Raw genomic sequence first — 22,622 nt, 5'->3', positions numbered from 1 at the left:
CTAGATGAGCTTGACCAGCTGCTTGCCGAAGTTCCTGCCCTTGAGCAGGCCCAGGAAAGCCTCGGGCGCCGCTGCCAGGTCAGGCGCCACGCTCTCGCGCGGACGCAGCTTGCCGGTGCCGACCAGGGTGCCGAGTTCCTTGAGCGCCTCGGGCCAGATCTCCATGTGCTCGCTGACGATGAAACCCTGCACCTTGAGCCGGTTGACCAGGATCAGGGCCGGGTTGGCCAGGGGCATGGGCTGGCCATCGTAGCCGGCGATCATGCCGCAGACCGCAATGCGGCCGTGGGCGTTCATGCGCAGCAGCACGGCGTCCAGCACCATACCGCCCACGTTCTCGAAATAACCGTCGATGCCGTTGGGGCAGGCCTGCTTGAGCGCCTTGGAGAGCGAGCCCGCATCCTTGTGCTGCTTGTAGTCGATGCAGGCGTCAAAGCCGAGTTCGTTCACCACGTAGTCGCACTTGTCCTTGCCACCGGCAACGCCCACCACACGGCAGCCGCGTGCCTTGGCAAGAGCGCCGTAGGCGCTGCCGACGGCGCCCGAAGCCGCGCTGACCACCATGGTCTCGCCGGCCTTGGGGTCGATGATCTTGACCAGGCCATACCAGGCCGTCACCCCGGGCATGCCGACTGCCCCCAGGTAGTGGCTCAGCGGCACGTGCGTGGTGTCCACCTTGCGCACGGCGCCAGGCTGGTTGGCGTCGACCACGCTGTATTCCTGCCAGCCGCCCATGCCCACCACCTTGTCACCGGCGGCGAACTTGGGGTGGCGGCTTTCGACGACTTCACCGACGGTGCCGCCGATCATGACCTCGCCCAGCGGCTGGGGCTGGGCGTAGCTCTTGCTGTCGTTCATGCGGCCGCGCATATAGGGGTCCAGGCTCAGGAAATGATGACGCACCAGCACCTGGCCGTCCTGCAGCGCGGGCGTCTGGACGGTGACGAGCTTGAAATTGGCGGTGGTGGCTTCGCCCTCGGGGCGGTTGTCGAGCAGGATCTGGCGGTTTGCGGGCATGGTGTCTCTCTATCTATATCAGTCGGTGGAAATCACGTTCAGCGCGTTGCTGTCCTTGGGACCCGTGGGCAGCCGCCTGACGTACTTGAAGGTGCCGGTGGCGTGCGAGCAGGGCTTGCCCTCGGCGTCGAAAATAGTGGCCTCGGTGAAGGCCAGCGTGGCGGTACGGTGGATCAGCCGGCCTTTGGCCGTGAGCTTGCCGCGCGCGGCCTGCATGAAGCTGGTCTTCATCTCGATGGTCACCACGCCCATCTCGGGCTGCACGCTGCGCGCTGCCGTGGCCATGGCCACGTCCATCAGCGTCATGGTGGCGCCACCGTGCGTGACGGCGAAGGAGTTCAGGTGCTCGGGCCTGGCTTCGTAATGCAGCTCGGACTGGCCGTCCTCGAAGCGCTCCAGGGTGAAACCCAGGTGATCGACAAAGGGAACGCGAACGCCAAAGGGAATACTCATGTCACCCGCCTTCAGCCGCCCGTCACGCAGCTCACGCCACCATCGACGGCCAGCCACTGGCCGGTGATGTGCTTTCCGGCGTCCGAGGCGTAGAGCACGCACAGGCCCTTGAGGTCCTCGTCGTCGCCCAGGCGTTGCAGCGGGGCGTGCTTTTTCAGGTTCTCCACACCCCAGGCTTCCAGGGTGCCTGCCGTCATGCGGCTGGGGAAAAAACCCGGGCAGATGGCGTTGACATTGATGCTGTACTTGCCCCATTCGGCGGCCAGCGCGCGCGTGAAGTTGATCACCGCGCCTTTCGACGTGTTGTAGGCGATGGTGGTCATCTCGGGCGGGTTGCCACCCAGGCCGGCGATGGACGCCACGTTGATGATGCGGCCCGACTTGCGCGGGATCATGCTCTTCTTGCCGATCACCTGGCTCAGGATGAAATAGCCGCGGATATTGAGGTTCATCACCTTGTCCCAGGCGGGAATCGGGTGGTCCTCGGCCGGCGCGCCCCAGGCGGCACCGGCGTTGTTGACCAGGATGTCGACCTCGCCCATGCGCTGCATGGTTTCATCGGCCAGGCGGTGGATGTCTTCCTCCCTGGCACAGTCAGCGGCGATCCAGCGCGCGTCGATGCCGGCGGCCTGCAGGTCGGCCACCGCCACCTCCAGTTCCTCGGCCTTGCGGGCGCTGAGCATCACGCGCGCGCCGGCCTCGCCCAGCGCCTGGGCCAGCTGCAGGCCCAGGCCGCGCGAGCCGCCGGTGATCAGGGCGGTCTTGCCCTGGAGGTCGAAGAGTTGCTGGATGCTACGTGTCATGTCTCTGCCTTTGTTCCTCTGTTATTTCACTTCATGCGGGAGCGGACCCAGATCAGCAGGGCCCCGCTGCTGGCGACGATGGTGCCGACTATCTGCATGATGTCAGCCAGCAGCCGGTCGTAGCGCTGCACGAACATGCCCAGCACCAGCGCGATCAGCCCGCCATAGACAAGAATCCAGACCAGCCGCTCGATACGGAGTTTGTTGATTTCAGTTGCCATCAGAACGCCTCCTCAGGAAATTCCGCACACGTCATGTCACGGGATTCCACCACCTTAAGCCAGGCGCCGATTTTCGGCAATTCATATCGGAAGAAGTATTGTGCTGACAACAGGCGGCCGCGTTGGCTCGCGTCACGGTCGCCGGCCTGGGGGACCAGTGCCACCTCCAGCCAGATCCAGGCCAGCACGGTGTGGCCGAAAGCCTGCAGATAGGGCACGGCATTGGCCAGGGCCTCGCCGGGCTGGCCGGTGGACCAGGCGGCTTTCGTGGCTGCGCCCACCTGCTGCAGGGCCTGGGCCAGTTGGGCGGCATAGGGTGCCAGTTCGGTCTGCGCCTGGGCCCGCTGGATGGTCGCCGTCATGCGGCCGGCCAGCAGATGCAGGCCCCGGCCCTCCTCCATCAGCACCTTGCGGCCCAGCAGGTCCAAGGCCTGGATGCCGTGCGTGCCTTCGTGGATCATGTTGAGGCGGTTGTCGCGCCAGTACTGCTCCACCGGGAAATCGCGTGTGTAGCCGTAGCCGCCGTGGATCTGGATGGCCAGGGAATTGGCCTCCAGGCACCACTCGCTGGGCCAGCTCTTGGCGATCGGGGTCAGCACCTCCAGCAGCAGGCGGGCCTCGTCGGCAGCAGCCGGCGTGCCCGTGTGCTGCTCGTCGACCAGGCGCGCGCAATACAGCTGCAGGGCCAGAGAGCCTTCGCACCAGGACTTCTGGGCCAGCAGCATGCGTTTGATGTCGGCGTGTTCGATGATGCGGATCTGCGGTTTCGCGGCATCTTTGCCGTCGGGTCCAATCGGACGGCCCTGCGGGCGGTTCTTCGCGTATTCGAGGCTGGCCTGGTAACCCGCCATGCCCAGCATGGTGGCCGCCATGCCGATGCCGATGCGCGCCTCGTTCATCATGTGGAACATGCAGCGCAGGCCCTGGCCGGGCTGGCCGACGAGGTATCCGATCGCCCCACTCTCACCGCGCACCGGGTACTTGCCCTCGCCGAAGTTCAGCAGGGTGTTGGTGGTGCCGCGCCAGCCGCATTTGTGGTTCAGGCCGGCCAGCGCCACATCGTTGCGCTCGCCGGTCAGCTGGCCCTGCGTGTCCACGAGCTTCTTGGGCACGATGAACAGAGAAATGCCCCGTGTTCCGGGGATGGTCTTGCCATCCGGACCGGGGATCTTGGCCAGCACCAGGTGGATGATGTTCTCGGTCAGCTCGTGTTCGCCGGCCGAGATCCACATCTTGTTGCCCTTGAGGCGGTAACGCGGACCCAGGGGGTCGTTCTGGTAATCGGTACCGTCTGGCACAGCGCGCGTGGCGATGTCGCTCAGAGACGAGCCGGCCTGCGGCTCACTCAGACACATGGTTCCCGAGAAGCGGCCCGCGAACTCGTTCTTCGCAAAGACTTCCTTCTGCAGATCCGTGCCGTGTGCCATCAGCAGGTTGGCATTGCCCGAAGTCAGCAGGCCCGAGCCTATGCTGACCGAGGCCATGGCAAAGAATGAATTGGCCGCAGCCTCCACCGTGTAGGGCAGCTGCATGCCGCCCACCTCGTAATCCTGCGCCGCGCTGAGCATGCCCGAGGCCGCGTAGGCCTTCTGGGCATCGTAGGTCGCCTGCGGCAGAATGACCCGCTCGCCGTCGAAGCGCGGCTCCTCGATATCGACCGTGCGGTTGAAGGGCGCGTATTTCTCGCGCGCGATGCGTTCGCAGGTGTCGAGCACGGCGGCGAAGGTTTCGCGGCTGTGGTCCGCGAAACGTTCGCGCTCATTCAGCGCGTCGGCTGCGAGCCACTGGTAGAGCAGGAAATCCAGCGTCTGCCGGTAGCTCATCTTCGTCTCCGGCTTCTTACAGAACCTCGAACACGCCGGCCGCGCCCATGCCGCCACCGATGCACATGGTGACGACCACACGCTTGGCACCGCGGCGCTTGCCTTCGATCAGGGCGTGGCCGGTCAGGCGCTGGCCGCTGACGCCGTAGGGATGGCCCACGGCGATGGCGCCCCCGTTGACGTTCAGGCGATCGGCCGGGATGCCCAGCTTGTCGCGGCAGTAGAGCACCTGCACGGCGAAGGCTTCGTTGAGTTCCCAGAGATCGATGTCCGACACCTTCAGACCCAGGCGCTTGAGCACCTTCGGGACCGCAAAGACCGGGCCGATGCCCATCTCGTCGGGTTCGCAGCCGGCCACGGCAAAACCGAGGAATCGGCCCAGGGGCTTGAAGCCGCGCTTGCTGGCGAGTTCTTCGCTCATGAGCACGCAGGCACCGGCACCGTCGGAGAACTGGCTGGCATTGCCGGCCGAGATCACACCGCCCGGCATGGCCGGCTTGATGCCGCTGATGCCTTCTTTCGTGGTGCCTTCGCGCAGGCCTTCGTCCGCGCTGATGGTGACCTTCTTGGTGATCAGGCCCAGTGTCTTGTCGGCCACGCCGGCCGTCACCGTGATGGGGGCGATCTCTGCGTTGAACAGGCCCGCGGCCTGGGCCGCGCAGGCCTTCTGCTGGCTGGCGGCACCGTATTCGTCCATCACATCGCGACCGATGTTGTAACGCTTGGCCACCTGCTCGGCGGTCTGCAGCATGTTCCAGTAGATCTCGGGCTTGGCCTTGAGCAGGGCCGGATCCGTGATCATGTGGCGGTTGGCTTCGTTCTGCACGCAGGAGATGCTCTCCACGCCGCCGGCCACGTAGACATCACCCTCGCCGGCGATGATGCGTTGCGCGGCCATGGCAATGGTCTGCAGTCCCGAGGAACAGAAACGGTTGACGGTGACACCCGAGACGGTGACCGGGCAGCCGGCGGCCAGCGCGATCTGGCGCGCGATGTTGGAGCCCGTGGCGCCCTCGGGCGTGGCACAGCCCATGAGCACGTCGTCCACTTCGGCGGCGTCGATGCCGGCGCGCTGGATGGCGTGCTGCACGGCATGGCCGCCCAGGGTGGCGCCGTGGGTCATGTTGAAAGCGCCCTTCCAGCTCTTGGCCAGGGGGGTGCGTGCGGTGGAAACGATAACGGCGTTGGTCATGTCTGAATCTCCTAATGCTTAGCCGTTGAAGCTCTTGCCTTCGGCCACCAAGCGGGCCAAGAGGGGTGCCGGCTGCCAGAATTGGGCGTCGTCCAGCGGATTCTGGGCAAAACGCTGCATGCTTTGCGCCACATTGAACAGGCCCACCATGTCGGCGTACTGCATGGGACCACCACGGTGGATGGGAAAGCCGTAGCCAGTCAGGTAGACCATGTCGATGTCGCTGGCGCGGGACGCAATGCCTTCTTCCACGATGTGCGCGCCTTCGTTGACCAGGGCGTAGACCAGGCGCTGCACGATTTCCTCGTCAGAGATCTTGCGCGGGGTGATACCCATGTCCTTGCGGTGCTTCTCGATCATGTCCACCACCAGCTGGCTGGGGATGGCGTCGCGCTTGCCCGGCTTGTAGTCGTACCAGCCGGCGCCGGTCTTCTGGCCGTAACGGCCCAGCTCGCACAGCAGGTCGGCCGTCTTGCTGTACTTCATGTTCGGCTTCTCGACATAACGACGCTTGCGAATGGCCCAGCCGATGTCGTTGCCCGCCAGGTCACCCATGCGGAAGGGGCCCATGGCAAAGCCGAATTTCTCGACCGCCTTGTCGACCTGCTCGGGCGTTGCGCCCTCCTCGATCAGGAAACCGGCCTGGCGGCTGTACTGCTCGATCATGCGGTTGCCGATGAAACCGTCGCAGACACCCGAGACCACCGCGGTCTTCTTGATGGTCTTGGCCACGGCCATCACGGTGGCCAGCACGTCCTTGCCGGTCTTGGCGCCGCGGATCACTTCCAGCAGCTTCATGACGTTGGCCGGGCTGAAGAAATGCAGGCCCACCACGTCCTGCGGACGCTTGGTGAAGGAGGCGATCTTGTTGACGTCCAGCGTGGACGTGTTGGAAGCCATGATGGCACCGGGTTTCATCACCTCGTCGAGCTTCTTGAACACGGCTTCCTTGACACCCATCTCCTCGAACACGGCCTCGATCACGAGGTCGGCGTCCTTGAGGTCCGCGTAGTTCAGCGTGGTCGACAGCAGGGCCATGCGCTGCTCGTATTTGTCCTGCTTGAGCTTGCCCTTGGTGACCTGGGCTTCGTAGTTCTTGCGGATGGTGGCGAGGCCGCGGTCCAGCGCCTCCTGCTTCATCTCCAGCATCTTCACGGGAATGCCGGCGTTCAGGAAGTTCATGGTGATGCCACCGCCCATGGTGCCGGCGCCGATCACGGCGACCGACTTGATCTCGCGCTTGGGCGTGTCGTCCGGCACATCCGGGATCTTGGATGCGGCACGTTCGGCTGCGAAAATGTGGCGCAGCGCACGGCACTCGGGCGTCCACATCAGGTTGATGAAGATATCGCGCTCGAAGACCAGTCCGTCGTCGAACTTTTTCTTGGTGGCGGCTTCCACGGCGTCGACGCACTTGAGCGGCGCCGGAAAGTTCTTGCTCATGCCGCCCACCATATTGCGGGCAAACTGGAAGTAGGCGTCGCCCTGCGGATGCTTGGCCGGCAGGTTGCGCACCAGCGGCAGCGGACGCACATCGGCCTTCTCGCGCGCCAGGGCGATGGCCTCATCCATCAGGGATTCGTTGGACTTGGCCAGCTTGTCGAACAGCTTCTGGCCGGGCACCTGGGCCAGCATCTCGCTGGGCACGGGTTCACCACTGACGATCATGTTCAGTGCGGGTTCCACACCCAGGGCGCGCGGCAGGCGCTGCGTGCCGCCGGCACCGGGGATCAGCCCCAGTTTCACTTCAGGCAGTGCGACCTTGCAGCCCGGCGCGGCAATACGGTAGTGGCAGCCCAGGGGCAGCTCCAGACCGCCGCCCATGGCGATGGTGTGCATGGCGGCCACCACGGGCTTGGCCGAGTTCTCCACGGCGAGGATGACGCTGAGCAGATTGGGTTCCTGCAGGGCCTTGGGCGTGCCGAATTCCTTGATGTCGGCGCCGCCCGAGAAAGCCTTGCCGGCACCCGTGATGACGATGGCCTTGACCTTGCCGTCGGCATTGGCCTTGGCCAGCGCCTCGGTGATGCCTTTGCGGGTTTCGTAGCCCAGGCCGTTGACGGGCGGGTTGTTCAGCGTGATCACGGCGACGTCGCCATGCACCTTGTATTCAGCGCTCATGCTTGCGTTCCTCGGGTGGTTCAGAAAATAGAACGATCGTTCGATTTTTGATTGTAGAAGGTTTATGTTGCGATGCAACGAGGGTTTGTCACGGCTGGGACAAGCGCGCCACCGTGCCGGCGCTCAGCGCTCCGAACTTGTGAAGAAATCGTAGCGAGCGGCCCGAGCGCGAGGCGGACGGAGCGCAGGAACCGGAACGTACTTCCTGTACGTGAGGATTCCGAGCACCGCCCAACGCGGCGATCGGGTCGCGCAGTAGATTTATTCACAAGTTTTCAGACCTCGAGCCACTCCTTGCGGGTATAGCTGTCGTTGCGTAGCGCTTCGGGGGTGCCCTCGAAGACGATGCTGCCGTGCCCCATGACCAGGGCCCGGTCGGAGATGGCCATGGCGATGGTCAGTTTCTGCTCGATCAGCAGCACCGAGATGCCGCGGTCCTTGAGCGTCTTCAGGTACTGCCCGACCAGCTCCACGATCTTGGGTGCCAGGCCCTCGGTCGGCTCGTCGATGATGATGAGGTCCGGGTCGCCCATGAGGGTGCGGCACAGGGTCAGCATCTGCTGTTCACCGCCCGAGAGCACGCCGGCCTCGGTGTGCTGGCGCTCTTTGAGCCGCGGAAACATGCCGTACATGTCGTCGAAGCTCCAGCGGCTCTTGCGGCCCCGGCCCTTCTCTCCCAGCATCAGGTTCTGGTGCACGGTCAGGTCGGGGAAGATGTCGCGGTTCTCGGGCACGTAGCCTATGCCCAGATGCGCGATCTCGAAGGCCTTGCGGCCCTGGATCTCCTCACCTCGCCATTTGACGCTGCCGGCGCAGTCCACCAGGCCCATGACGGCCTTGGCCGTGGTGGAACGGCCCGAGCCGTTGCGCCCCAGCAGGGCCACGATCTCGCCGGGCTGGACCTCGAAATGCACACCATGCAGCACATGGCTCTTGCCATAAAAGGCGTGCAGGCTCTCAACTTTCAGCAAGGCAGTCAACTCAATGTCCTCCGGCTTGGGTGTCGGCGACGGGCGAGCCCAGATAGGCTTCCTGCACGCGCGCATTGGAGCGCACCGCCTCCGGTGTGTCGAAGGCCAGCAGCTCGCCGTAGACCACCACGGCGATCTTGTCGGCCAGGCCGAAAACCACGCCCATGTCATGCTCCACCGTCAGCAGGGTCTTGCCCTCGGTGACCTCGCGGATCAGCTTGATGAAACGCGTGGTCTCGCTCTTGCTCATGCCGGCGGTGGGTTCGTCCAGCAGGATCACGCTGGCGCCGCCGGCGATGGTCACGCCGATCTCCAGCGCTCGCTGCTCGGCATAGGTCAGGTTCATGGCCAGGATGTCGCGCTTCTTGTCGAGACGGATCATCTCCAGCAGTTCCTCGGTGCGGTCGTTGGCGTCTTCCAGGTCGGCCAGGAACTTGAAGAAGGTGTAGCGGTAGCCCAGGCTCCAGAGCACGGCGCAGCGCAGGTTCTCGAACACGCTGAGCTTGGGGAAGATGTTGGTGATCTGGAAACTGCGCGCCAGGCCCATGCGGTTGATCTCGTAGGGCTTCATGCCGTCGATGCGCTTGCCGTGCAGCAGCACCTCGCCACTGCTGGGGCCGAAGCGCCCGCTGATCAGGTTAAACAGCGTGGACTTGCCGGCGCCATTGGGGCCGATGACGGCCACGCGCTCGCCGGCCTGCACCGCCAGATCGACCCCCCGGATGATCTCCGTCTTGCCAAAACTCTTGCGCAAGTCCTTGAGCTCCAGTGCGGGCGTTTTCATGTTCGTGGCCCCGCTCATAGCGCTTCCCTCCGCTTGATTTCCTTCTCGATGTCTTCCTGGATCCCGCCCCATTCATGCACGTAGTGCCGGCGGCAGAGCTCGAACAGGCCCAGGCCCGTGAGCATGACGAAGGCGCCACCGAACCAGTGGTCCAGGCTGTGCGCATTCAGCGGGATGCCGATGAAACGCAGTTCCGGCCCCATGGTGAGATTGAGCTGCAGGTGGTAGACCATCTCGATCAGCACGGCCGCGCCCAGCAAGAGCACCAGGGCCGAGATGGCCAGGCCCAGGTAACTGACCCAGAGCTTTCGCAGGAAACCGAAGCTGGCCACACGCAGGTTCATCATGATCAGGCTGGCGATGCCACCCGGCGCGTACATCACCATGAAGAGGAAGATCAGGCCCAGGTACAGTAGCCAGGCCTTGGTGATTTCCGACAGCAGCACCGAAGCCAGCACCATCAGCACACCACCGATGATGGGCCCGAAGAAGAAGGTCGCGCCGCCCAGGAAGGTGAAGAGCAGGTAGGCGCCGGAGCGCACCCCGCTCACCACCTCGGCGGTGACGATCTCAAACAGGATGCTGCCCAGGCCACCGGCGATGCCGGCGAAGAAACCCGAGATGATGAAGGCCATATAGCGCACACGCTGGGTGCTGTAGCCGATGAACTCCACGCGCTCGGGGTTGTCGCGCACGGCATTGAGGATACGGCCCAGCGGCGTGCGCGTGAAGGCGAACATCAGCGCCACGCAGACGAAGGTGTAGACCGCGATCAGGTAATAGACCTGGGTGCCCGGACCGAAATTGATGCCGAAGAAGGGCTGGCCCACCACACGGTTGCCCGAGACGCCCGCCTCGCCGCCGAAGAACTCGGAGAACATCAGCGACATGGCAAAGACAAGTTCGGCCATGCCCAGCGTGATCATGGCAAAGGGCGTACCGGCCTTGCGCGTGGTGACGTAGCCGAAGAGCACGGCAAAGGCCATGCCGGCCAGGCCGCCAATGATGGGCAGCAGGCTCACGGGGATGGGCAGGCTGCCCTTGGTCACCATGTTAAGCGCGTGGATGGCCACGTAGGAGCCCAGGCCCGAATAGACGGCGTGGCCGAAGCTGAGCATGCCGCCCTGCCCCAGCAGCATGTTGTAGGACAGGCAGGCGATGATGGCAATGCCCATCTGCGAGAGCATGGTGACTGACAGGCCGCTGGTAAAGACCTTGGGCGCGAAGAACAGGAGCAGGCCGAAAAAGCCCCAGATGATCCAGCGACCGACGTTGTAGGGTTTGAATTCGTAGTAGTGCTTGGCCATGACTTATTCGTCCCGCGTACCGAGCAGCCCTTTGGGCCGGAAGATCAGGATCAGGACCAGGAAGAGATAAGGCAGGATGGGGGCCACCTGCGAGAGCGTGAGCTTGAGCACGGAGTTGTTGCGCGTCGCAGTGCTGAGTTCCCAGCCCAGTTGTTGCGCCAGCGTGAGGAAGGAATAGTCGAAGGCCACCGCAAAGGTCTGGATCACGCCGATCAGCACCGAGGCCAGGAAGGCGCCCGAGAGCGAGCCCAGGCCGCCCACGACCACCACCACGAAGATCACGGAGCCCACCGTGGCCGCCATGGCCGGCTCGGTCACGAAGGTACTGCCGCCGATCACGCCACCCAGGCCGGCGAGCGCGGCACCGGCACCGAAGACCAGCATGAAAACACGCGGCACGTTGTGGCCCAGGGCCTCCACCATCTCCGGATGGGTCAGCGCGGCCTGGATCACCATGCCGATGCGGCTGCGCGTGAGCATCAGCCACAGCGCGACCAGCATGAACAGCGCCACCAGCATCATGAAACCGCGGGTGGCCGGGAAGGGTGAACAGGCCGCCGCCGCGCAAAGCTCGGCGGGTGCCACGCCCCAGACCAGGCTCAGGCCAGCTTCGACCTGGTTCACCAGGGTGAACATCGGTCCCTGCAGCAGTTCGGGCGGATGGAACTCGACCGCCGTGCGTCCCCAGACCAGCTGCACCAGCTCGAGAATGATGTAGGACAGGCCGAAAGTGATCAGCAGTTCCGGCACATGGCCGTACTTGTGCACCTTGCGCAGGGCCAGGCGCTCGAACACCGCGCCCAGCAGCCCCACCACCAGCGGGGCCAGGATCAGCCCGGGCCAGAAACCGACCAGGCTGGCCACGCTGTAGCCGATGTAGGCACCGAGCATGTAGAAGCTGGCATGGGCGAAGTTGAGCACGCCCATCATGCTGAAGATCAGCGTCAGCCCGGAGCTGAGCATGAACAGCAAGAGCCCGTAGCTCAGGCCGTTGAGCATGGAGATGATGAAGAACTCCATCAGGAAACAACCTTCCGTGTCTGCACGGCAGACCTCAATACAGATTCGTCAGACATGAAAAGGGCCCGATCGTCCGAAGGCTATCGGGCCCACACACATGGCGCGACCTGGGAATCAGGGACGCTTCATCTGGCAGCTGGTGGGCGTGCTGGCGATGTAGGCCGGGAACTCCTTGACCAGGGCCAGCGTCATGCCGGTGTTTTCCGGGCTGTAGGTGAACTTCTTGTCCACCGGCTGCCACACGGTCAGGTACAGCGGCTGCTGCAACTGGTGGTCGGTCTTGCGCATCTCGACTTCACCGCTGAAACTCTTGAACTTCATGCCTTCCAGCGCCTTGGCCACCTTGACCGGGTCGGTCGACTTGGCCGCGGCCATGGACTGGCCCAGCGCGGTCAGGATGTGGATGATGGAGCCGGTATAGAAGTCGTCCTTGAACTTGGCTTTGTACTCGGCCTGCCACTTGCCCATGTCACCACCCATGTTGTAGTGGTTGTAGGACACCTGGAACACGCGGCCGGAACCGTTCTTGCCCAGGGCCGTGGGCGTGCCGGTCACACCGGTGTAGTAGGTGTAGAACTTGCCGGTGTAACCGCCTTCGTTGGCGGCCTTGATCAGCAGGGCCAGGTCGGAACCCCAGTTGCCGGTGATCACGGTGTCGGCACCGGCGGCCTTGATCTTGGCCACATAGGGGGAGAAGTCACGCACCTGGGCCAGGGGCGTCAGGTCCTCGCCGACGATCTTCACATCGGGGCGTTTCAGGGCCAGCAGCTCCTTGGCGTACTTGGCGACCTGGTGACCGTGCGAATAGTTCTGGTTCAGCAGGTAGACGTTCTTGACGTCCTTCTGGTCCTTCATGAAGGTGGTCAGGGCTTCCATCTTCATGGAGGAGTCGGCGTCGAAGCGGAAGTGCCAGTAGTTGCACTTGCTGTTGGTGAAGTCGGGGTCGATGGCCGAGTGGTTCAGGAAGATGATTTCCTTGCCCGGGTTGCGCTCGTTGTGCTTGGCCACAGCGTCGATCAGGGCGCCCGCCACGGAGGAGCCGTCACCCTGGGTGATGTAGCGGATGCCCTGGTCGGTGGCCGCCTTCAGCGCGTTCAGGCTTTCGGCCGGGCTGAGCTTGTTGTCGAAGGCCACGATCTCGAACTTGACGCCAGCCGGATTGGTCTTGTTGAACTTGTCGGCAAAGTACTGGAAGCCCTTGAGCTGGTTGCTACCGACCGGTCCCATCAGCCCCGAGAGCGGATCGATGAAGGCGATCTTGACAGTTTCGCCCTTCTGGGCAAAGGCTGCACCGGCAAAAGCCAGCATAGCGGCGGCGGTCACAAGTTTCGTGGTGAACTTCATTTGAAATCTCCTCGTTGACAAAACCATTGCAGAGTAACCAAATTCAAAGTTTGCAGCGCTAGGGATTGCCCTAGAACTATCGCCTTCGCGACTCCGGCACAAAACCGGTCCGAACCTTGCACCCAAGCAGCTCATTCAGCATGCTCGCGGGCGCTCAGGCACCGGGCAGCCTGTAGTCCTTGAGCGTCTCGCGCAGCCGCGTCTTGAGCATCTTGCCGGTGGCGCCCAGGGGGATGGCATCGACGAAGATCACATCGTCCGGGATCTGCCACTTGGCCGTCTTGCCTTCGTAGAACTGGAGCAACTCTTCCTTGCTCACTTCCGCCCCAGGCTTTTTCACCACCACGACCACAGGCCGCTCGTCCCATTTCGGATGTTTCATGCCGATGCAGGCCGCCATGGCCACGGCCGGGTGGGCCACGGCGATGTTTTCCACGTCGATGGAGCTGATCCACTCGCCGCCGGACTTGATCACGTCCTTGCTGCGGTCGGTGATCTGCATATACCCATCGGGGTCGATGGTGGCGACGTCACCGGTGGGAAACCAGCCGTCCCGGTCCAGCGGGTTGCCGCCCTCGCCCTTGAAGTACTCGCGCAGGATCCAGGGGCCGCGCACCAGCAGGTCGCCATAGGCCTTGCCGTCCCAGGGTTGCTCCTGGCCGTCGCCCCCCACGATCTTCATGTCCATGCCGTAGATGGCCCGTCCCTGCTTGAGGCGGATCTTCATCTGCTCGGATTCGGGCAGCGTCAAGTGCTTGTTCTTGAGCGTGCACAGGGTGCCCAGAGGCGACATCTCGGTCATGCCCCAGGCGTGCAGCACCTCCACGCCATATTCCTCGCGGAAAGCGGTGATCATGGCCGGCGGGCAGGCCGAGCCGCCGATGACCGTACGCTTGAGGGTGGAGAATTTCAGCCCGCCGGGTTTCATGTGGCCCAGCAGCATCTGCCAGATGGTGGGCACGCCGGCCGCATATGTCACGCGCTCGGCCTCGATCAGTTCGTAGATCGATTTCCCGTCCAGCGCCGGGCCCGGGAAGACCAGCTTGGCGCCGGTCAGCGCGGCCGAATAAGGGATGCCCCAAGCATTGACGTGGAACATGGGCACCACCGGCAGCACCGAGTCGCGCGCACTCAGGCACATCACATCGGGCAGTGCCGCGGCGTAGGCGTGCAGGATGGTGGAGCGGTGGCTGTACAGGGCCGCCTTGGGGTTGCCCGTGGTGCCGCTGGTGTAGCACATGCTCGACGCCGAGTTCTCGTCGAACTCGGGCCAGCGGTATGTCTCTGGCTGGGCGGCTATCCAGGCCTCGTAGCTTTGCAGGCCGGGAATACCGCTGTCTTTCGGCAATTTGTCGGCATCACAGAGCGCGATCCAGTGCTTCACCGTGGTGCATTTGGCAAACACGGCCTGGATGATGGGCAGGAAGGACAGGTCGAAGCACAGCACCTGGTCTTCGGCATGGTTGGCGATCCAGGCGATCTGGTCCGGGTGCAGGCGCGGGTTGAGGGTGTGCAGCACCCGGCCCGAACCGCTGACGCCGAAATACAGCTCCAGATGGCGGTAACCGTTCCAGGCCAGCGTGGCCACGCGGTCGCTGAACTGCAGCTTCAGCGCATCCAGCGCATGGGCCACGCGGCGCGCGCGCACGGCCACGTCGCGCCAGTGGTAACGGTGGATGTCGCCCTCGACCCGGCGCGAGACGATCTCGCCGTCGCCGTGGTGCCGTTCGGCAAAGTCGATCAGGGAAGAAATCAGCAGCGGCTGGTTTTGCATCAATCCGAGCATGGACAGGTCTCCTTTTGCGTTCTGTGCTCACTCTTTATCAGTATCGCGCAAGCAAATGGCCAGTCCACTGAGGGTAAGTCCCTGATCGGGACCGGAGATCGTCCACTGCGTGACAATCAGCCCATGTCTCTCGCCACCGAAGCCCCCCTGGACGGAAAAGCCGCCGTCGATGCCAGCCTGCGCTGGGTCAACCGCTACGCCAAGCTCGGTCCGGCCTTCCACACCACCCTGCCCCCGCAACCCCTGCCCCAGCCCTACTGGGTCGGCCAGAGCCGCAGCGTGGGCCAGGCGCTCGGCCTGCCCGAGAACTGGACCGAATCGGAGGACCTGCTGCAGGCGCTCAGCGGTAACCGCCCGCTGGCCGGCAGCCAACCCGTGGCCACGGTCTACAGCGGCCACCAGTTCGGCGTCTGGGCCGGCCAGCTCGGTGACGGCCGCGCCCTGCTGCTCGGTGAAACCGAGAGCGGCCTGGAGCTCCAGCTCAAGGGCGCCGGGCGCACGCCCTACTCGCGCATGGGCGACGGCCGCGCCGTGCTGCGCTCCAGCATCCGCGAATTTTTGTGCAGCGAGGCCATGCATGGCCTGGGTATCCCCACCACGCGCGCGCTGTGTGTCACCGGCTCGGACGCCGCCGTGCGCCGGGAAACCATCGAGACCGCGGCCGTGGTCACGCGCGTGGCGCCCAGTTTCATCCGCTTCGGCCATTTCGAGCATTTCGCCGCCAACGAGCAGCCCGAAGAACTGCGCCGCCTGGCCGATTTCGTCATCGACCACTATTACCCGGCCTGCCGCGGCACGCCGAAGTTTGCCGGCAACGCCTATGCCGCCCTGCTCGAAACCGTCAGCGAACGCACCGCCGCCCTGCTGGCCTCATGGCAGGCCGTGGGCTTCTGCCATGGTGTCATGAACACCGACAACATGAGCATCCTGGGCCTGACGCTGGACTACGGCCCCTTCCAGTTCCTGGACGGCTACGACCCGGCCCACATCTGCAACCACTCCGACACCCAGGGCCGTTACGCCTTTGCCCGCCAGCCCAATATCGCCTACTGGAACCTGTTCTGCCTGGGCCAGGCCCTGCTGCCCCTGATCGGCGAGCAGGAACTGGCCCTGGCCGCGCTGGAGTCCTACCGCGAGCGCTACCCGGCCGAACTGGAAACACGCCTGCGGGCCAAGCTGGGCCTGGCGCAGCAAGCGGATGGCGACCGCGAACTGGTCGAAGACACGCTGCGCCTGCTCGCCGCAGAAAAGACCGACCACACCATCTTCTGGCGCCGCCTCAGCCACTTCGCCGCCGATGGCCAGGCCGCGTCCGTGCGCGACCTGTTCCTGGACCGCACGGCCTGCGACGCCTGGCTGCACCGTTATGAGGCGCGGCTGGCACAGCAAGACCGGCAGCAGGCTTCGGCCAGCATGCTGCGTTGCAACCCCAAGTTCGTGCTGCGCAACCACCTGGGCGAACTGGCCATACGCCAGGCCCGGGACAAGGATTTTTCCGGGGTCGAGAAACTTCTGGCCCTGCTGGCGCATCCTTATGACGAGCACCCCGGCCATGAGGCCGAAGCCGGCTTCCCGCCCGAGTGGGCATCCTCCATCGAAATCAGCTGTTCATCCTGACCTTGTTCATATGAGTTACGCCATCCAGAAAACCGCCGAAGAGTGGAAGGCCCTGCTGGCCGCCAAACATGCCGAGCCCGGCGCCTACCAGGTCACGCGCCATGCGGCCACCGAACGTCCGTTCACGGGGCGCTACGAGAGCTTCTGGCAGCCCGGCCACTATGACTGCGTCTGCTGCGGCGCGCGCCTGTTCGAGGCCGAGACCAAGTTCGACGCCGGCTGCGGCTGGCCCAGCTTTTCCGAGCCGGCCGAGCCCCATGCCATCGAGGAGCGGCGCGACATGAGCCATGGCATGGTCCGTGTCGAAACGGTCTGTGCGCAGTGCGGCGCCCATCTGGGCCACGTCTTCGAGGACGGCCCTACCCCCACCGGCCTGCGTTACTGCATGAACTCGGCGGCGCTGGAACACAAGCCTTGAGGGCTGCGCCCCCGATAATCCGGGGCTGCAACTGAATTTCCCATGAAAATCCTGATCGACTTCTTCCCCATCCTGCTGTTCTTCGGCGCCTACAAGTTCTACGACATCTATGTGGCCACCGGCGTGCTGATGGCCGCCACCGTGCTGCAGACCGCCATCATGTACGCCATCGACCGCAAGCTGCAGACCATGCAGAAGATCACGCTGGCACTGATCCTGGTCTTCGGCGCGCTGACCCTGTTCCTGCAGGACGAGCGCTTCATCAAGTGGAAACCCACCGTGCTCTACGCCGCCATGGCCATCGCCCTGGCCGTGGCCCTGTGGGGCATGGGGAAGAACTTCCTCAAGCTGCTGCTGGGCAGCCAGCTGGAGCTGCCCGACGCCGTGTGGATGCGCCTGAACGTGGCCTGGATCGTCTACTGCGCCTTCATGGCCGCCCTCAACGGCTACGTGGCAGCCTTCTACAGCACCGAGGCCTGGGTCAACTTCAAGCTCTGGGGCTACGCCTTCCCTCTGGTCTTCATCGTCGGCCAGGGCCTGTACATCGCCCGCTACCTGAAGACGGACGAGGCCTGAATTCCATGACACAAGACCTGTCCGGACTGGCCGAGCGCATGGCGGCGCGGCTGCAGGAGAAACTGCAGCCCAGCGTGCTGGAAGTCATCGACGAAAGCGCGGCACATGCAGGCCACGCCGGCTCCAACGGCACGCCCTACGGCACCCACTTTCGGGTGCGCATTGCTTCACCCTTTTTTACAGAACTGTCACGCGTGGCGCGGCATCGCCTTGTGTATGATGCGCTGCAGGATTTCATAGCCCAGGGCGTGCATGCGCTCGCGATCGAGACACACTGAGCGCCCCTGGCCTGCCTTCCCCCGATGTCCCCCCGTCGTTTTCCTAGGATGCAATGATGAACAAGCTGATACTCCCGGCCCTGGCCCTTGCCACGCTGATGGGCGCCCTGGCTGCCCCGGCTCAGGCGCAAAACCTGGCCATCGTCAACGGCAAGCCGATCCCGCTGGCGCGCGTGGACGCCCTGGCCCAGCAGTTCGCCCGCTCGGGCCGCCAGATCACGCCTGACATGATGGAAGAGCTCAAGAAGGCCGTGATCGACCGCGAGCTGCTGGTGCAGGAAGCCCAGAAGCAGGGCCTGGACGCCAGCGCCGAATTCAAGGCGCAGATGGAATTCACGCGTGACTCCCTGCTGATCCGTGACCTGGTGGCGAACTTCCAGAAGACCAACGCCATCACCGACGCCGAAGTCCAGGCCGAGTACGACAAGTTCGTCGCCGCCAATGCCGGCAAGGAATACCGTGCCCGCCACATCCTGGTCGAGAAGGAAGCCGAAGCCAAGGCCATCATCGCCCAGCTCAAGAAGGGCGCCAAGTTCGACGCCATCGCCAAGAAGCAGTCCAAGGACCCGGGCTCCGGCGCCAACGGCGGCGACCTGGACTGGGCCGCGGCCGGCAACTACGTCAAGGAGTTCTCGGACGCCATGGTCGCGCTGGCCAAGGGCAAATACACCGAGACCCCGGTCAAGACCCAGTTCGGCTACCACGTGATCCGCCTGGACGACGTGCGCGAAGCGCAGCTGCCCAAGATCGACGAGATCAAGCCGCAGATCACCCAGCAGCTGGGCCAGCAGAAACTGATCAAGTTCCAGGACGATCTGCGCAGCAAGGCCAAGATCGAATAAACCCTGCCGACAGCACGGAAAAACGCGGCCCTGGCCGCGTTTTTTTATGTCCCTGTGCACACTTCGCGGGGTTTGCTCGCTTGACGCTGGCTTGTGGCCTGTGTTCAATGCAGGCAGCACACCCCGCATCCCTCATCCCCACTGCCCAGGAGAATCCCGCATGCCGACCACCCTGCTCCACCGACTCTTGAAAGCCGCCCTCGCCGCCAGCATGCTGCTGGGGGCCCTGGGCGCCAGCGCACAAAACGGCAAGACCGAAGTGCTGTGGCTGGGACAGGCCAGCGTGCGCATCACCACACCCGGCGGCAAGGTCATCATGATCGACCCCTGGCTGCGCACCAACCCCAAGACACCGGCCAGCTTCAAGAACCTGGAGGCGCTGGGCAAGATCGACCTGGTGCTGGTCACGCACGCCCACTTCGACCACGTGGCCGACGCCCCGGACCTGGCCAAGATGCACAAGGTCCCCATGTACGGCCCGGCCGGCATGAACCAGACCATCGCCACCCTGGGCGTGCTGCCGGTCGACCTGGCGCCGCGTTTCGGCAAGGGCGGCACCATCATGCCTTTCGGCCCCAATGGCGTGAAGATCACCGCCACGCATGCCGAGCATTCGTCCGAGTTCGTCTGGAAGAACCCGGCCACCACCAAGGAAGAGGTGCACGTGGGCGGCGAACCCGTGGGTTTCATCATCGAGATGGAGAACGGCTTCAAGGTCTACCACATGGGTGATACCGGCCTGTTCGGCGACATGAAGTTCATCGGCGAGTACTACAAGCCGGACCTGCTGCTGATCCCGATCGGCGGCCACTTCGTCATGAGCCCGGCCGATGCCGCCTATGCCGTGAAGAACTATCTCAAGCCCAAATACGCCCTGCCCATCCACTACGGCACCATCCCGGTGCTGCGCGGCACCACGGCCGAGTTCTCGGCGGCGCTGGGCAACGAGGCGAACAAGATGCTCAAGGTCGAGCCCGGGGAAAAAGTCGACTTCTGAGCCTTGCGGACCGGTTCCGGCGGCGCCTGCCGGCGCCGTTTTTCCTGCTGCTGCAAGGTGCTGCCGGCGCTGGGATAATCCGGGCATGTCCCTGCTCCAGCACCAGCTCGAACTCCTGTCGCCGGCCCGCACCGCCGACATCGGCATCGAAGCCATCAACCACGGCGCCGATGCCATCTACATCGGCGGCCCTTCCTTCGGCGCGCGCAGTTCGGCCGACAACTCCGTGCAGGACATCGCCCGCCTGGTGCAGCACGCGCACCGCTACAACAGCCGCATCTTCGTCACGCTCAACACCATCCTGCGTGACGACGAGCTGGAGCCGGCGCGCAAGCTGGCCTGGCAGTTCTTCGATGCCGGCGTCGACGCCCTCATCATCCAGGACATGGGCCTGCTGGAGATCGACCTGCCCCCCATCCAGCTGCACGGCAGCACCCAGACCGACATCCGCACGCCCGAGAAGGCGCGTTTCCTGCAGGATGCCGGCCTGAGCCAGCTGGTGCTGGCACGGGAACTCACGCTGCAGCAGATCCAGGCCATCCGCGACCGGATGGACCCGGCGCGCTGCACCCTGGAGTTCTTCGTGCATGGCGCCCTGTGCGTGGCCTACAGCGGCCAGTGCTACATCAGCCACGCCCACACTGGTCGCAGCGCCAACCGCGGCGACTGCTCGCAGGCCTGCCGCCTGCCCTATCAGGTGCTGGACAGCCAGGGCCGCTTCGTCGCCCACGACAAGCACGTGCTCTCGATGAAGGACAACAACCAAAGCGAGAATCTTGCCGCCCTGGTGGATGCCGGCATCCGCAGCTTCAAGATCGAGGGCCGCTACAAGGACCTGGCCTACGTCAAGAACATCACGGCGCACTACCGCAAGCTCTTCGACGAGCTGCTGGAGCAGCGCCCCGAACTGGCGCGTGCGTCGAGCGGCAAGACCACTTTCAGCTTCACGCCCGATCCGGACCAGAACTTCAACCGCGAGTTCACCGACTACTTCGTGCAGGGCCGCAAGGAGGACATCGGCGCCTTCGACACCCCCAAGAACCCGGGCCGGCACCTGGGCTACGTCAGCAAGGTCGGCCCCGATTTCGTCGAGCTCACCGTCTCCGAGCCTGGCACCGTGCTGCACAACGGCGACGGCCTGTGCTACTACGACCTGCAGAAGGAACTGGTGGGCCTGGCCATCAACCGCGCGGAACCGGCCAGTGCGCTGGCGGTGGACCAGTGGCGCGTGTACCCGAAGGACCCGATGGCCGGTTTCAAGGACCTGCGCAAGGGTACCGAGCTGAACCGCAACCGCGACATGAACTGGGTGCGGATGCTGGAGAAGAAGTCCAGCGAGCGCCGCATCGGCCTCTGGGCCCGGCTGGAGGAGACCGCCAGCGGCTTCGCGCTGGAGCTGACCGACGAAGACGGCCACACGGGTTGCGCCGCCGTCGCCGTGACCAGGGAAACCGCGAAGAACCCGGCCCAGGCCGAACACACCCTGCGCGAGCAACTGGGCCGTTTCGGCGCCACGATCTTCGAACCCCTGGACATCACGCTGGCACTGGCCCAGCCCTGGTTCGTCCCCGCCTCCACGCTCAACGCCCTGCGCCGCGATGCCGTGGCCGCGCTGGAAGCCGCGCGCGCCACCGCCTACCAACGCCCGCCACGCGCCACGCCGGTGGCGCCGCCGGTGCCCTATCCGGAAGACACGCTCACCTACCTGGCCAATGTGTTCAACGAGAAAGCGCGCGACTTCTATGCAAAACACGGCGTGAAGGTCATCGCCGCCGCCTATGAGAGCCACGAGGAGGAAGGTGAAGTCAGCCTGATGATCACCAAGCACTGCGTGCGCTTCTCGCTCAGCCTGTGCCCCAAGCAGGCCAAGGGCGTGACCGGCGTGCAGGGCACGGTGCGCGCCGAGCCGCTGACCCTGGTCAACGGCAAGGAAAAGCTCACGCTGCGCTTCGACTGCAAACCCTGCGAAATGCACGTGGTGGGCAGGATGAAAAAATCGGTGCTGAACCAAGCCGAACGCGAGGCCGAAGCCATCCCGCTGAAGTTCTACCGCACGCGCCCCCCGGCCATGGCCATGGACTGAGGCCGACCGGCCGGCCGCCTCAGCGCTGGCGCCGCGTCCCGGTGTCGTCCAGCGGCGCCATGTCGGTCTGGTATTCCCAGTCCCCCACGTGCAGCACCGGCCGTTCACCGCCTTGCCGGATGGCTTCCATCAGGGCCTGCTTTTCCTCCTCCGAGACCAGCTGGTAGTGCGGATGCGCCGGCCCCGCTGTGGCCAGGGCGGGCGATCGGGCGGACTCCAGGGTGGCCCCGGTACGCCAGTAGATGGCTTCAAGCTGCAGGCCGAAACGCTCGTATGCGCGCTTGCGGATCCAGCCTTCCGTCTCGGGATCATCCCAGGCGCGGCCGGCATGCCTGGGTTGGAAATGCCGGCCCACGTCGATCATGGCCACGAAGATATGGTGGCGCATGTCCAGCGGCATGATGCGCAAGCGATACATGCTGCTGGTCACCTCCAGGTCCTGCAGGCTCTCACGGATCACCCGGTCCAGCAGTTCACGCCGGAAAGCCTTGCGCTCTTCCAGGTCCATGCGTCGCGGCAGCATGGAATTGGGGCTGAGGGTCTCCGGGCTGGTACCGCGGCGCTTGCGGAATAGGGCAAACATGGTCGTCACCATTCTGCAGTCCCGACCGTGGCATCGGTACTTGCTTGGTGTTGATTTGTAAGCGATGCAAAACCGGTACGGGCAAAAAAAATCGCCGCCAGAGTCTGGCGGCGATGGGTGCCTGAGGCGGCGGCCGTTCAGTTGCGCACGTAGACGATCTTCTTGGTGCCGCCTTCACAGCTGCCCACCACCTTGCGGTCACCGACCTGTTCGTTGGGCACGATCTCCAGCGTGTAATTCGTGACGCCATTGGCATCGATCTTGGCCGCGATCTCGGCCTTCAGCTCGTCGCAGGGCTTGAGCTGGGCCCAGGCACTGGGCAGGACCAAAGCCAGGGCGATGAAGAGTGACAGACGTTTCATGGGGACTCCTTGTGTGTGATTTGA

General features: G+C 64.4%; 22 protein-coding genes. 7 read left to right on the top strand and 15 right to left on the bottom strand.

Features of this window, described 5'->3' with window-relative positions:
• From HTY51_RS07435 to HTY51_RS07375, 13 genes are all read right to left on the bottom strand, one after another.
• On the bottom strand, window positions 1-1,017 hold the full coding sequence (locus HTY51_RS07435; protein WP_174252146.1) for an NADP-dependent oxidoreductase: 1,017 nt from the start codon (window positions 1,015-1,017) through the stop codon (window positions 1-3).
• Window positions 1,018-1,035: 18 nt separating this feature from the next.
• On the bottom strand, window positions 1,036-1,470 hold the full coding sequence (locus HTY51_RS07430; RefSeq protein ID WP_174252145.1) for a PaaI family thioesterase: 435 nt from the start codon (window positions 1,468-1,470) through the stop codon (window positions 1,036-1,038).
• A gap of 11 nt (window positions 1,471-1,481) precedes the next feature.
• Complete coding sequence (locus HTY51_RS07425) at window positions 1,482-2,273, bottom strand: SDR family oxidoreductase (RefSeq protein ID WP_174252144.1); 792 nt, start codon at window positions 2,271-2,273, stop codon at window positions 1,482-1,484.
• A gap of 26 nt (window positions 2,274-2,299) precedes the next feature.
• Entirely contained in the window at window positions 2,300-2,494 is a 195-nt protein-coding gene (locus tag HTY51_RS07420) for a hypothetical protein (protein WP_174252143.1), read from the bottom strand.
• Entirely contained in the window at window positions 2,494-4,317 is a 1,824-nt protein-coding gene (locus HTY51_RS07415) for an acyl-CoA dehydrogenase (RefSeq protein ID WP_174252142.1), read from the bottom strand. The genes HTY51_RS07420 and HTY51_RS07415 overlap by 1 nt, the downstream gene beginning before the upstream one ends.
• Before the next feature lie 16 nt (window positions 4,318-4,333).
• Window positions 4,334-5,509 carry an acetyl-CoA C-acyltransferase gene (locus HTY51_RS07410; protein ID WP_174252141.1) on the bottom strand — a complete coding sequence of 392 codons (1,176 nt, stop codon included), beginning with the start codon at window positions 5,507-5,509 and terminating at the stop codon, window positions 4,334-4,336.
• A gap of 18 nt (window positions 5,510-5,527) precedes the next feature.
• A complete protein-coding gene (locus HTY51_RS07405) occupies window positions 5,528-7,630 on the bottom strand; it encodes a 3-hydroxyacyl-CoA dehydrogenase NAD-binding domain-containing protein (RefSeq protein ID WP_174252140.1) in 2,103 nt (700 codons plus the stop codon).
• 275 nt (window positions 7,631-7,905) lie between these two features.
• Entirely contained in the window at window positions 7,906-8,601 is a 696-nt protein-coding gene (locus HTY51_RS07400) for an ABC transporter ATP-binding protein (RefSeq protein WP_174254200.1), read from the bottom strand.
• A 10-nt stretch (window positions 8,602-8,611) separates the two neighbouring features.
• A complete protein-coding gene (locus tag HTY51_RS07395; RefSeq protein WP_174252139.1) occupies window positions 8,612-9,385 on the bottom strand; it encodes an ABC transporter ATP-binding protein in 774 nt (257 codons plus the stop codon).
• A 14-nt stretch (window positions 9,386-9,399) separates the two neighbouring features.
• Window positions 9,400-10,692 (bottom strand): branched-chain amino acid ABC transporter permease, encoded by a 1,293-nt coding sequence (locus tag HTY51_RS07390; protein ID WP_174252138.1) that lies wholly within the window; start codon window positions 10,690-10,692, stop codon window positions 9,400-9,402.
• A 3-nt stretch (window positions 10,693-10,695) separates the two neighbouring features.
• Window positions 10,696-11,712, bottom strand: coding sequence for a branched-chain amino acid ABC transporter permease (locus HTY51_RS07385; RefSeq protein WP_174252137.1), 1,017 nt, complete (start codon window positions 11,710-11,712; stop codon window positions 10,696-10,698).
• 114 nt (window positions 11,713-11,826) lie between these two features.
• Window positions 11,827-13,056: a branched-chain amino acid ABC transporter substrate-binding protein gene (locus HTY51_RS07380; RefSeq protein ID WP_174252136.1), complete on the bottom strand. Its 1,230-nt coding sequence runs from the start codon at window positions 13,054-13,056 to the stop codon at window positions 11,827-11,829.
• A 154-nt stretch (window positions 13,057-13,210) separates the two neighbouring features.
• Window positions 13,211-14,842, bottom strand: coding sequence for a 3-(methylthio)propionyl-CoA ligase (locus tag HTY51_RS07375; RefSeq protein WP_174252135.1), 1,632 nt, complete (start codon window positions 14,840-14,842; stop codon window positions 13,211-13,213).
• Window positions 14,843-14,965: 123 nt separating this feature from the next.
• Here HTY51_RS07375 and HTY51_RS07370 point away from each other — a divergent pair, with 123 nt between their 5' ends.
• The 7 genes from HTY51_RS07370 (at window position 14,966) to HTY51_RS07340 (ending at window position 21,653) form a co-directional block, all read left to right on the top strand.
• A complete protein-coding gene (locus HTY51_RS07370) occupies window positions 14,966-16,459 on the top strand; it encodes a YdiU family protein (protein WP_174252134.1) in 1,494 nt (497 codons plus the stop codon).
• Window positions 16,460-16,469: 10 nt separating this feature from the next.
• Entirely contained in the window at window positions 16,470-16,877 is a 408-nt protein-coding gene (msrB, locus tag HTY51_RS07365; RefSeq protein WP_174252133.1) for a peptide-methionine (R)-S-oxide reductase MsrB, read from the top strand.
• Window positions 16,878-16,919: 42 nt separating this feature from the next.
• Window positions 16,920-17,453, top strand: coding sequence for a septation protein A (locus tag HTY51_RS07360; RefSeq protein ID WP_174252132.1), 534 nt, complete (start codon window positions 16,920-16,922; stop codon window positions 17,451-17,453).
• A 38-nt stretch (window positions 17,454-17,491) separates the two neighbouring features.
• Complete coding sequence (locus HTY51_RS07355) at window positions 17,492-17,731, top strand: BolA family protein (RefSeq protein WP_371733870.1); 240 nt, start codon at window positions 17,492-17,494, stop codon at window positions 17,729-17,731.
• A gap of 56 nt (window positions 17,732-17,787) precedes the next feature.
• Complete coding sequence (locus HTY51_RS07350; protein WP_174252130.1) at window positions 17,788-18,573, top strand: peptidylprolyl isomerase; 786 nt, start codon at window positions 17,788-17,790, stop codon at window positions 18,571-18,573.
• 160 nt (window positions 18,574-18,733) lie between these two features.
• Complete coding sequence (locus HTY51_RS07345) at window positions 18,734-19,570, top strand: metal-dependent hydrolase (RefSeq protein ID WP_174252129.1); 837 nt, start codon at window positions 18,734-18,736, stop codon at window positions 19,568-19,570.
• Window positions 19,571-19,655: 85 nt separating this feature from the next.
• Window positions 19,656-21,653 carry a U32 family peptidase gene (locus HTY51_RS07340; RefSeq protein ID WP_174252128.1) on the top strand — a complete coding sequence of 666 codons (1,998 nt, stop codon included), beginning with the start codon at window positions 19,656-19,658 and terminating at the stop codon, window positions 21,651-21,653.
• A gap of 19 nt (window positions 21,654-21,672) precedes the next feature.
• Here the strand turns inward: HTY51_RS07340 and HTY51_RS07335 are convergent, their stop codons facing one another.
• Together HTY51_RS07335 and HTY51_RS07330 are read right to left on the bottom strand one after the other, a co-directional pair.
• Window positions 21,673-22,236, bottom strand: a complete 564-nt coding sequence (locus tag HTY51_RS07335) for a hypothetical protein (RefSeq protein ID WP_174252127.1) — start codon at window positions 22,234-22,236, stop codon at window positions 21,673-21,675.
• Between the two features lie 137 nt (window positions 22,237-22,373).
• Window positions 22,374-22,598: a DUF1161 domain-containing protein gene (locus HTY51_RS07330; protein ID WP_174252126.1), complete on the bottom strand. Its 225-nt coding sequence runs from the start codon at window positions 22,596-22,598 to the stop codon at window positions 22,374-22,376.
• Window positions 22,599-22,622: the final 24 nt, after the last annotated feature.

This window comes from Rhodoferax sp. BAB1 (assembly GCF_013334205.1).
In the GTDB taxonomy this organism is placed as follows: Bacteria; Pseudomonadota; Gammaproteobacteria; order Burkholderiales; family Burkholderiaceae_C; genus Hylemonella.
This window is presented reverse-complemented; position numbering and strand designations above follow the sequence as displayed.

Excerpts from the sequence above, each read along its gene's own strand:
- HTY51_RS07375 (WP_174252135.1), bottom strand. The coding sequence starts at position 14,842 with ATGCTCGGATTGATGCAAAACCAGCCGCTGCTGATTTCTTCCCTGATC.
- HTY51_RS07410 (WP_174252141.1), bottom strand. The coding sequence starts at position 5,509 with ATGACCAACGCCGTTATCGTTTCCACCGCACGCACCCCCCTGGCCAAG.
- msrB (WP_174252133.1), top strand. The coding sequence starts at position 16,470 with ATGAGTTACGCCATCCAGAAAACCGCCGAAGAGTGGAAGGCCCTGCTG.
- HTY51_RS07385 (WP_174252137.1), bottom strand. The coding sequence starts at position 11,712 with ATGGAGTTCTTCATCATCTCCATGCTCAACGGCCTGAGCTACGGGCTC.
- HTY51_RS07370 (WP_174252134.1), top strand. The coding sequence starts at position 14,966 with ATGTCTCTCGCCACCGAAGCCCCCCTGGACGGAAAAGCCGCCGTCGAT.
- HTY51_RS07425 (WP_174252144.1), bottom strand. The coding sequence starts at position 2,273 with ATGACACGTAGCATCCAGCAACTCTTCGACCTCCAGGGCAAGACCGCC.
- HTY51_RS07420 (WP_174252143.1), bottom strand. The coding sequence starts at position 2,494 with ATGGCAACTGAAATCAACAAACTCCGTATCGAGCGGCTGGTCTGGATT.
- HTY51_RS07380 (WP_174252136.1), bottom strand. The coding sequence starts at position 13,056 with ATGAAGTTCACCACGAAACTTGTGACCGCCGCCGCTATGCTGGCTTTT.
- HTY51_RS07390 (WP_174252138.1), bottom strand. The coding sequence starts at position 10,692 with ATGGCCAAGCACTACTACGAATTCAAACCCTACAACGTCGGTCGCTGG.
- HTY51_RS07330 (WP_174252126.1), bottom strand. The coding sequence starts at position 22,598 with ATGAAACGTCTGTCACTCTTCATCGCCCTGGCTTTGGTCCTGCCCAGT.
- HTY51_RS07415 (WP_174252142.1), bottom strand. The coding sequence starts at position 4,317 with ATGAGCTACCGGCAGACGCTGGATTTCCTGCTCTACCAGTGGCTCGCA.
- HTY51_RS07355 (WP_371733870.1), top strand. The coding sequence starts at position 17,492 with ATGGCGGCGCGGCTGCAGGAGAAACTGCAGCCCAGCGTGCTGGAAGTC.
- HTY51_RS07405 (WP_174252140.1), bottom strand. The coding sequence starts at position 7,630 with ATGAGCGCTGAATACAAGGTGCATGGCGACGTCGCCGTGATCACGCTG.
- HTY51_RS07360 (WP_174252132.1), top strand. The coding sequence starts at position 16,920 with ATGAAAATCCTGATCGACTTCTTCCCCATCCTGCTGTTCTTCGGCGCC.
- HTY51_RS07350 (WP_174252130.1), top strand. The coding sequence starts at position 17,788 with ATGAACAAGCTGATACTCCCGGCCCTGGCCCTTGCCACGCTGATGGGC.
- HTY51_RS07335 (WP_174252127.1), bottom strand. The coding sequence starts at position 22,236 with ATGTTTGCCCTATTCCGCAAGCGCCGCGGTACCAGCCCGGAGACCCTC.
- HTY51_RS07430 (WP_174252145.1), bottom strand. The coding sequence starts at position 1,470 with ATGAGTATTCCCTTTGGCGTTCGCGTTCCCTTTGTCGATCACCTGGGT.
- HTY51_RS07345 (WP_174252129.1), top strand. The coding sequence starts at position 18,734 with ATGCCGACCACCCTGCTCCACCGACTCTTGAAAGCCGCCCTCGCCGCC.
- HTY51_RS07340 (WP_174252128.1), top strand. The coding sequence starts at position 19,656 with ATGTCCCTGCTCCAGCACCAGCTCGAACTCCTGTCGCCGGCCCGCACC.
- HTY51_RS07395 (WP_174252139.1), bottom strand. The coding sequence starts at position 9,385 with ATGAAAACGCCCGCACTGGAGCTCAAGGACTTGCGCAAGAGTTTTGGC.
- HTY51_RS07435 (WP_174252146.1), bottom strand. The coding sequence starts at position 1,017 with ATGCCCGCAAACCGCCAGATCCTGCTCGACAACCGCCCCGAGGGCGAA.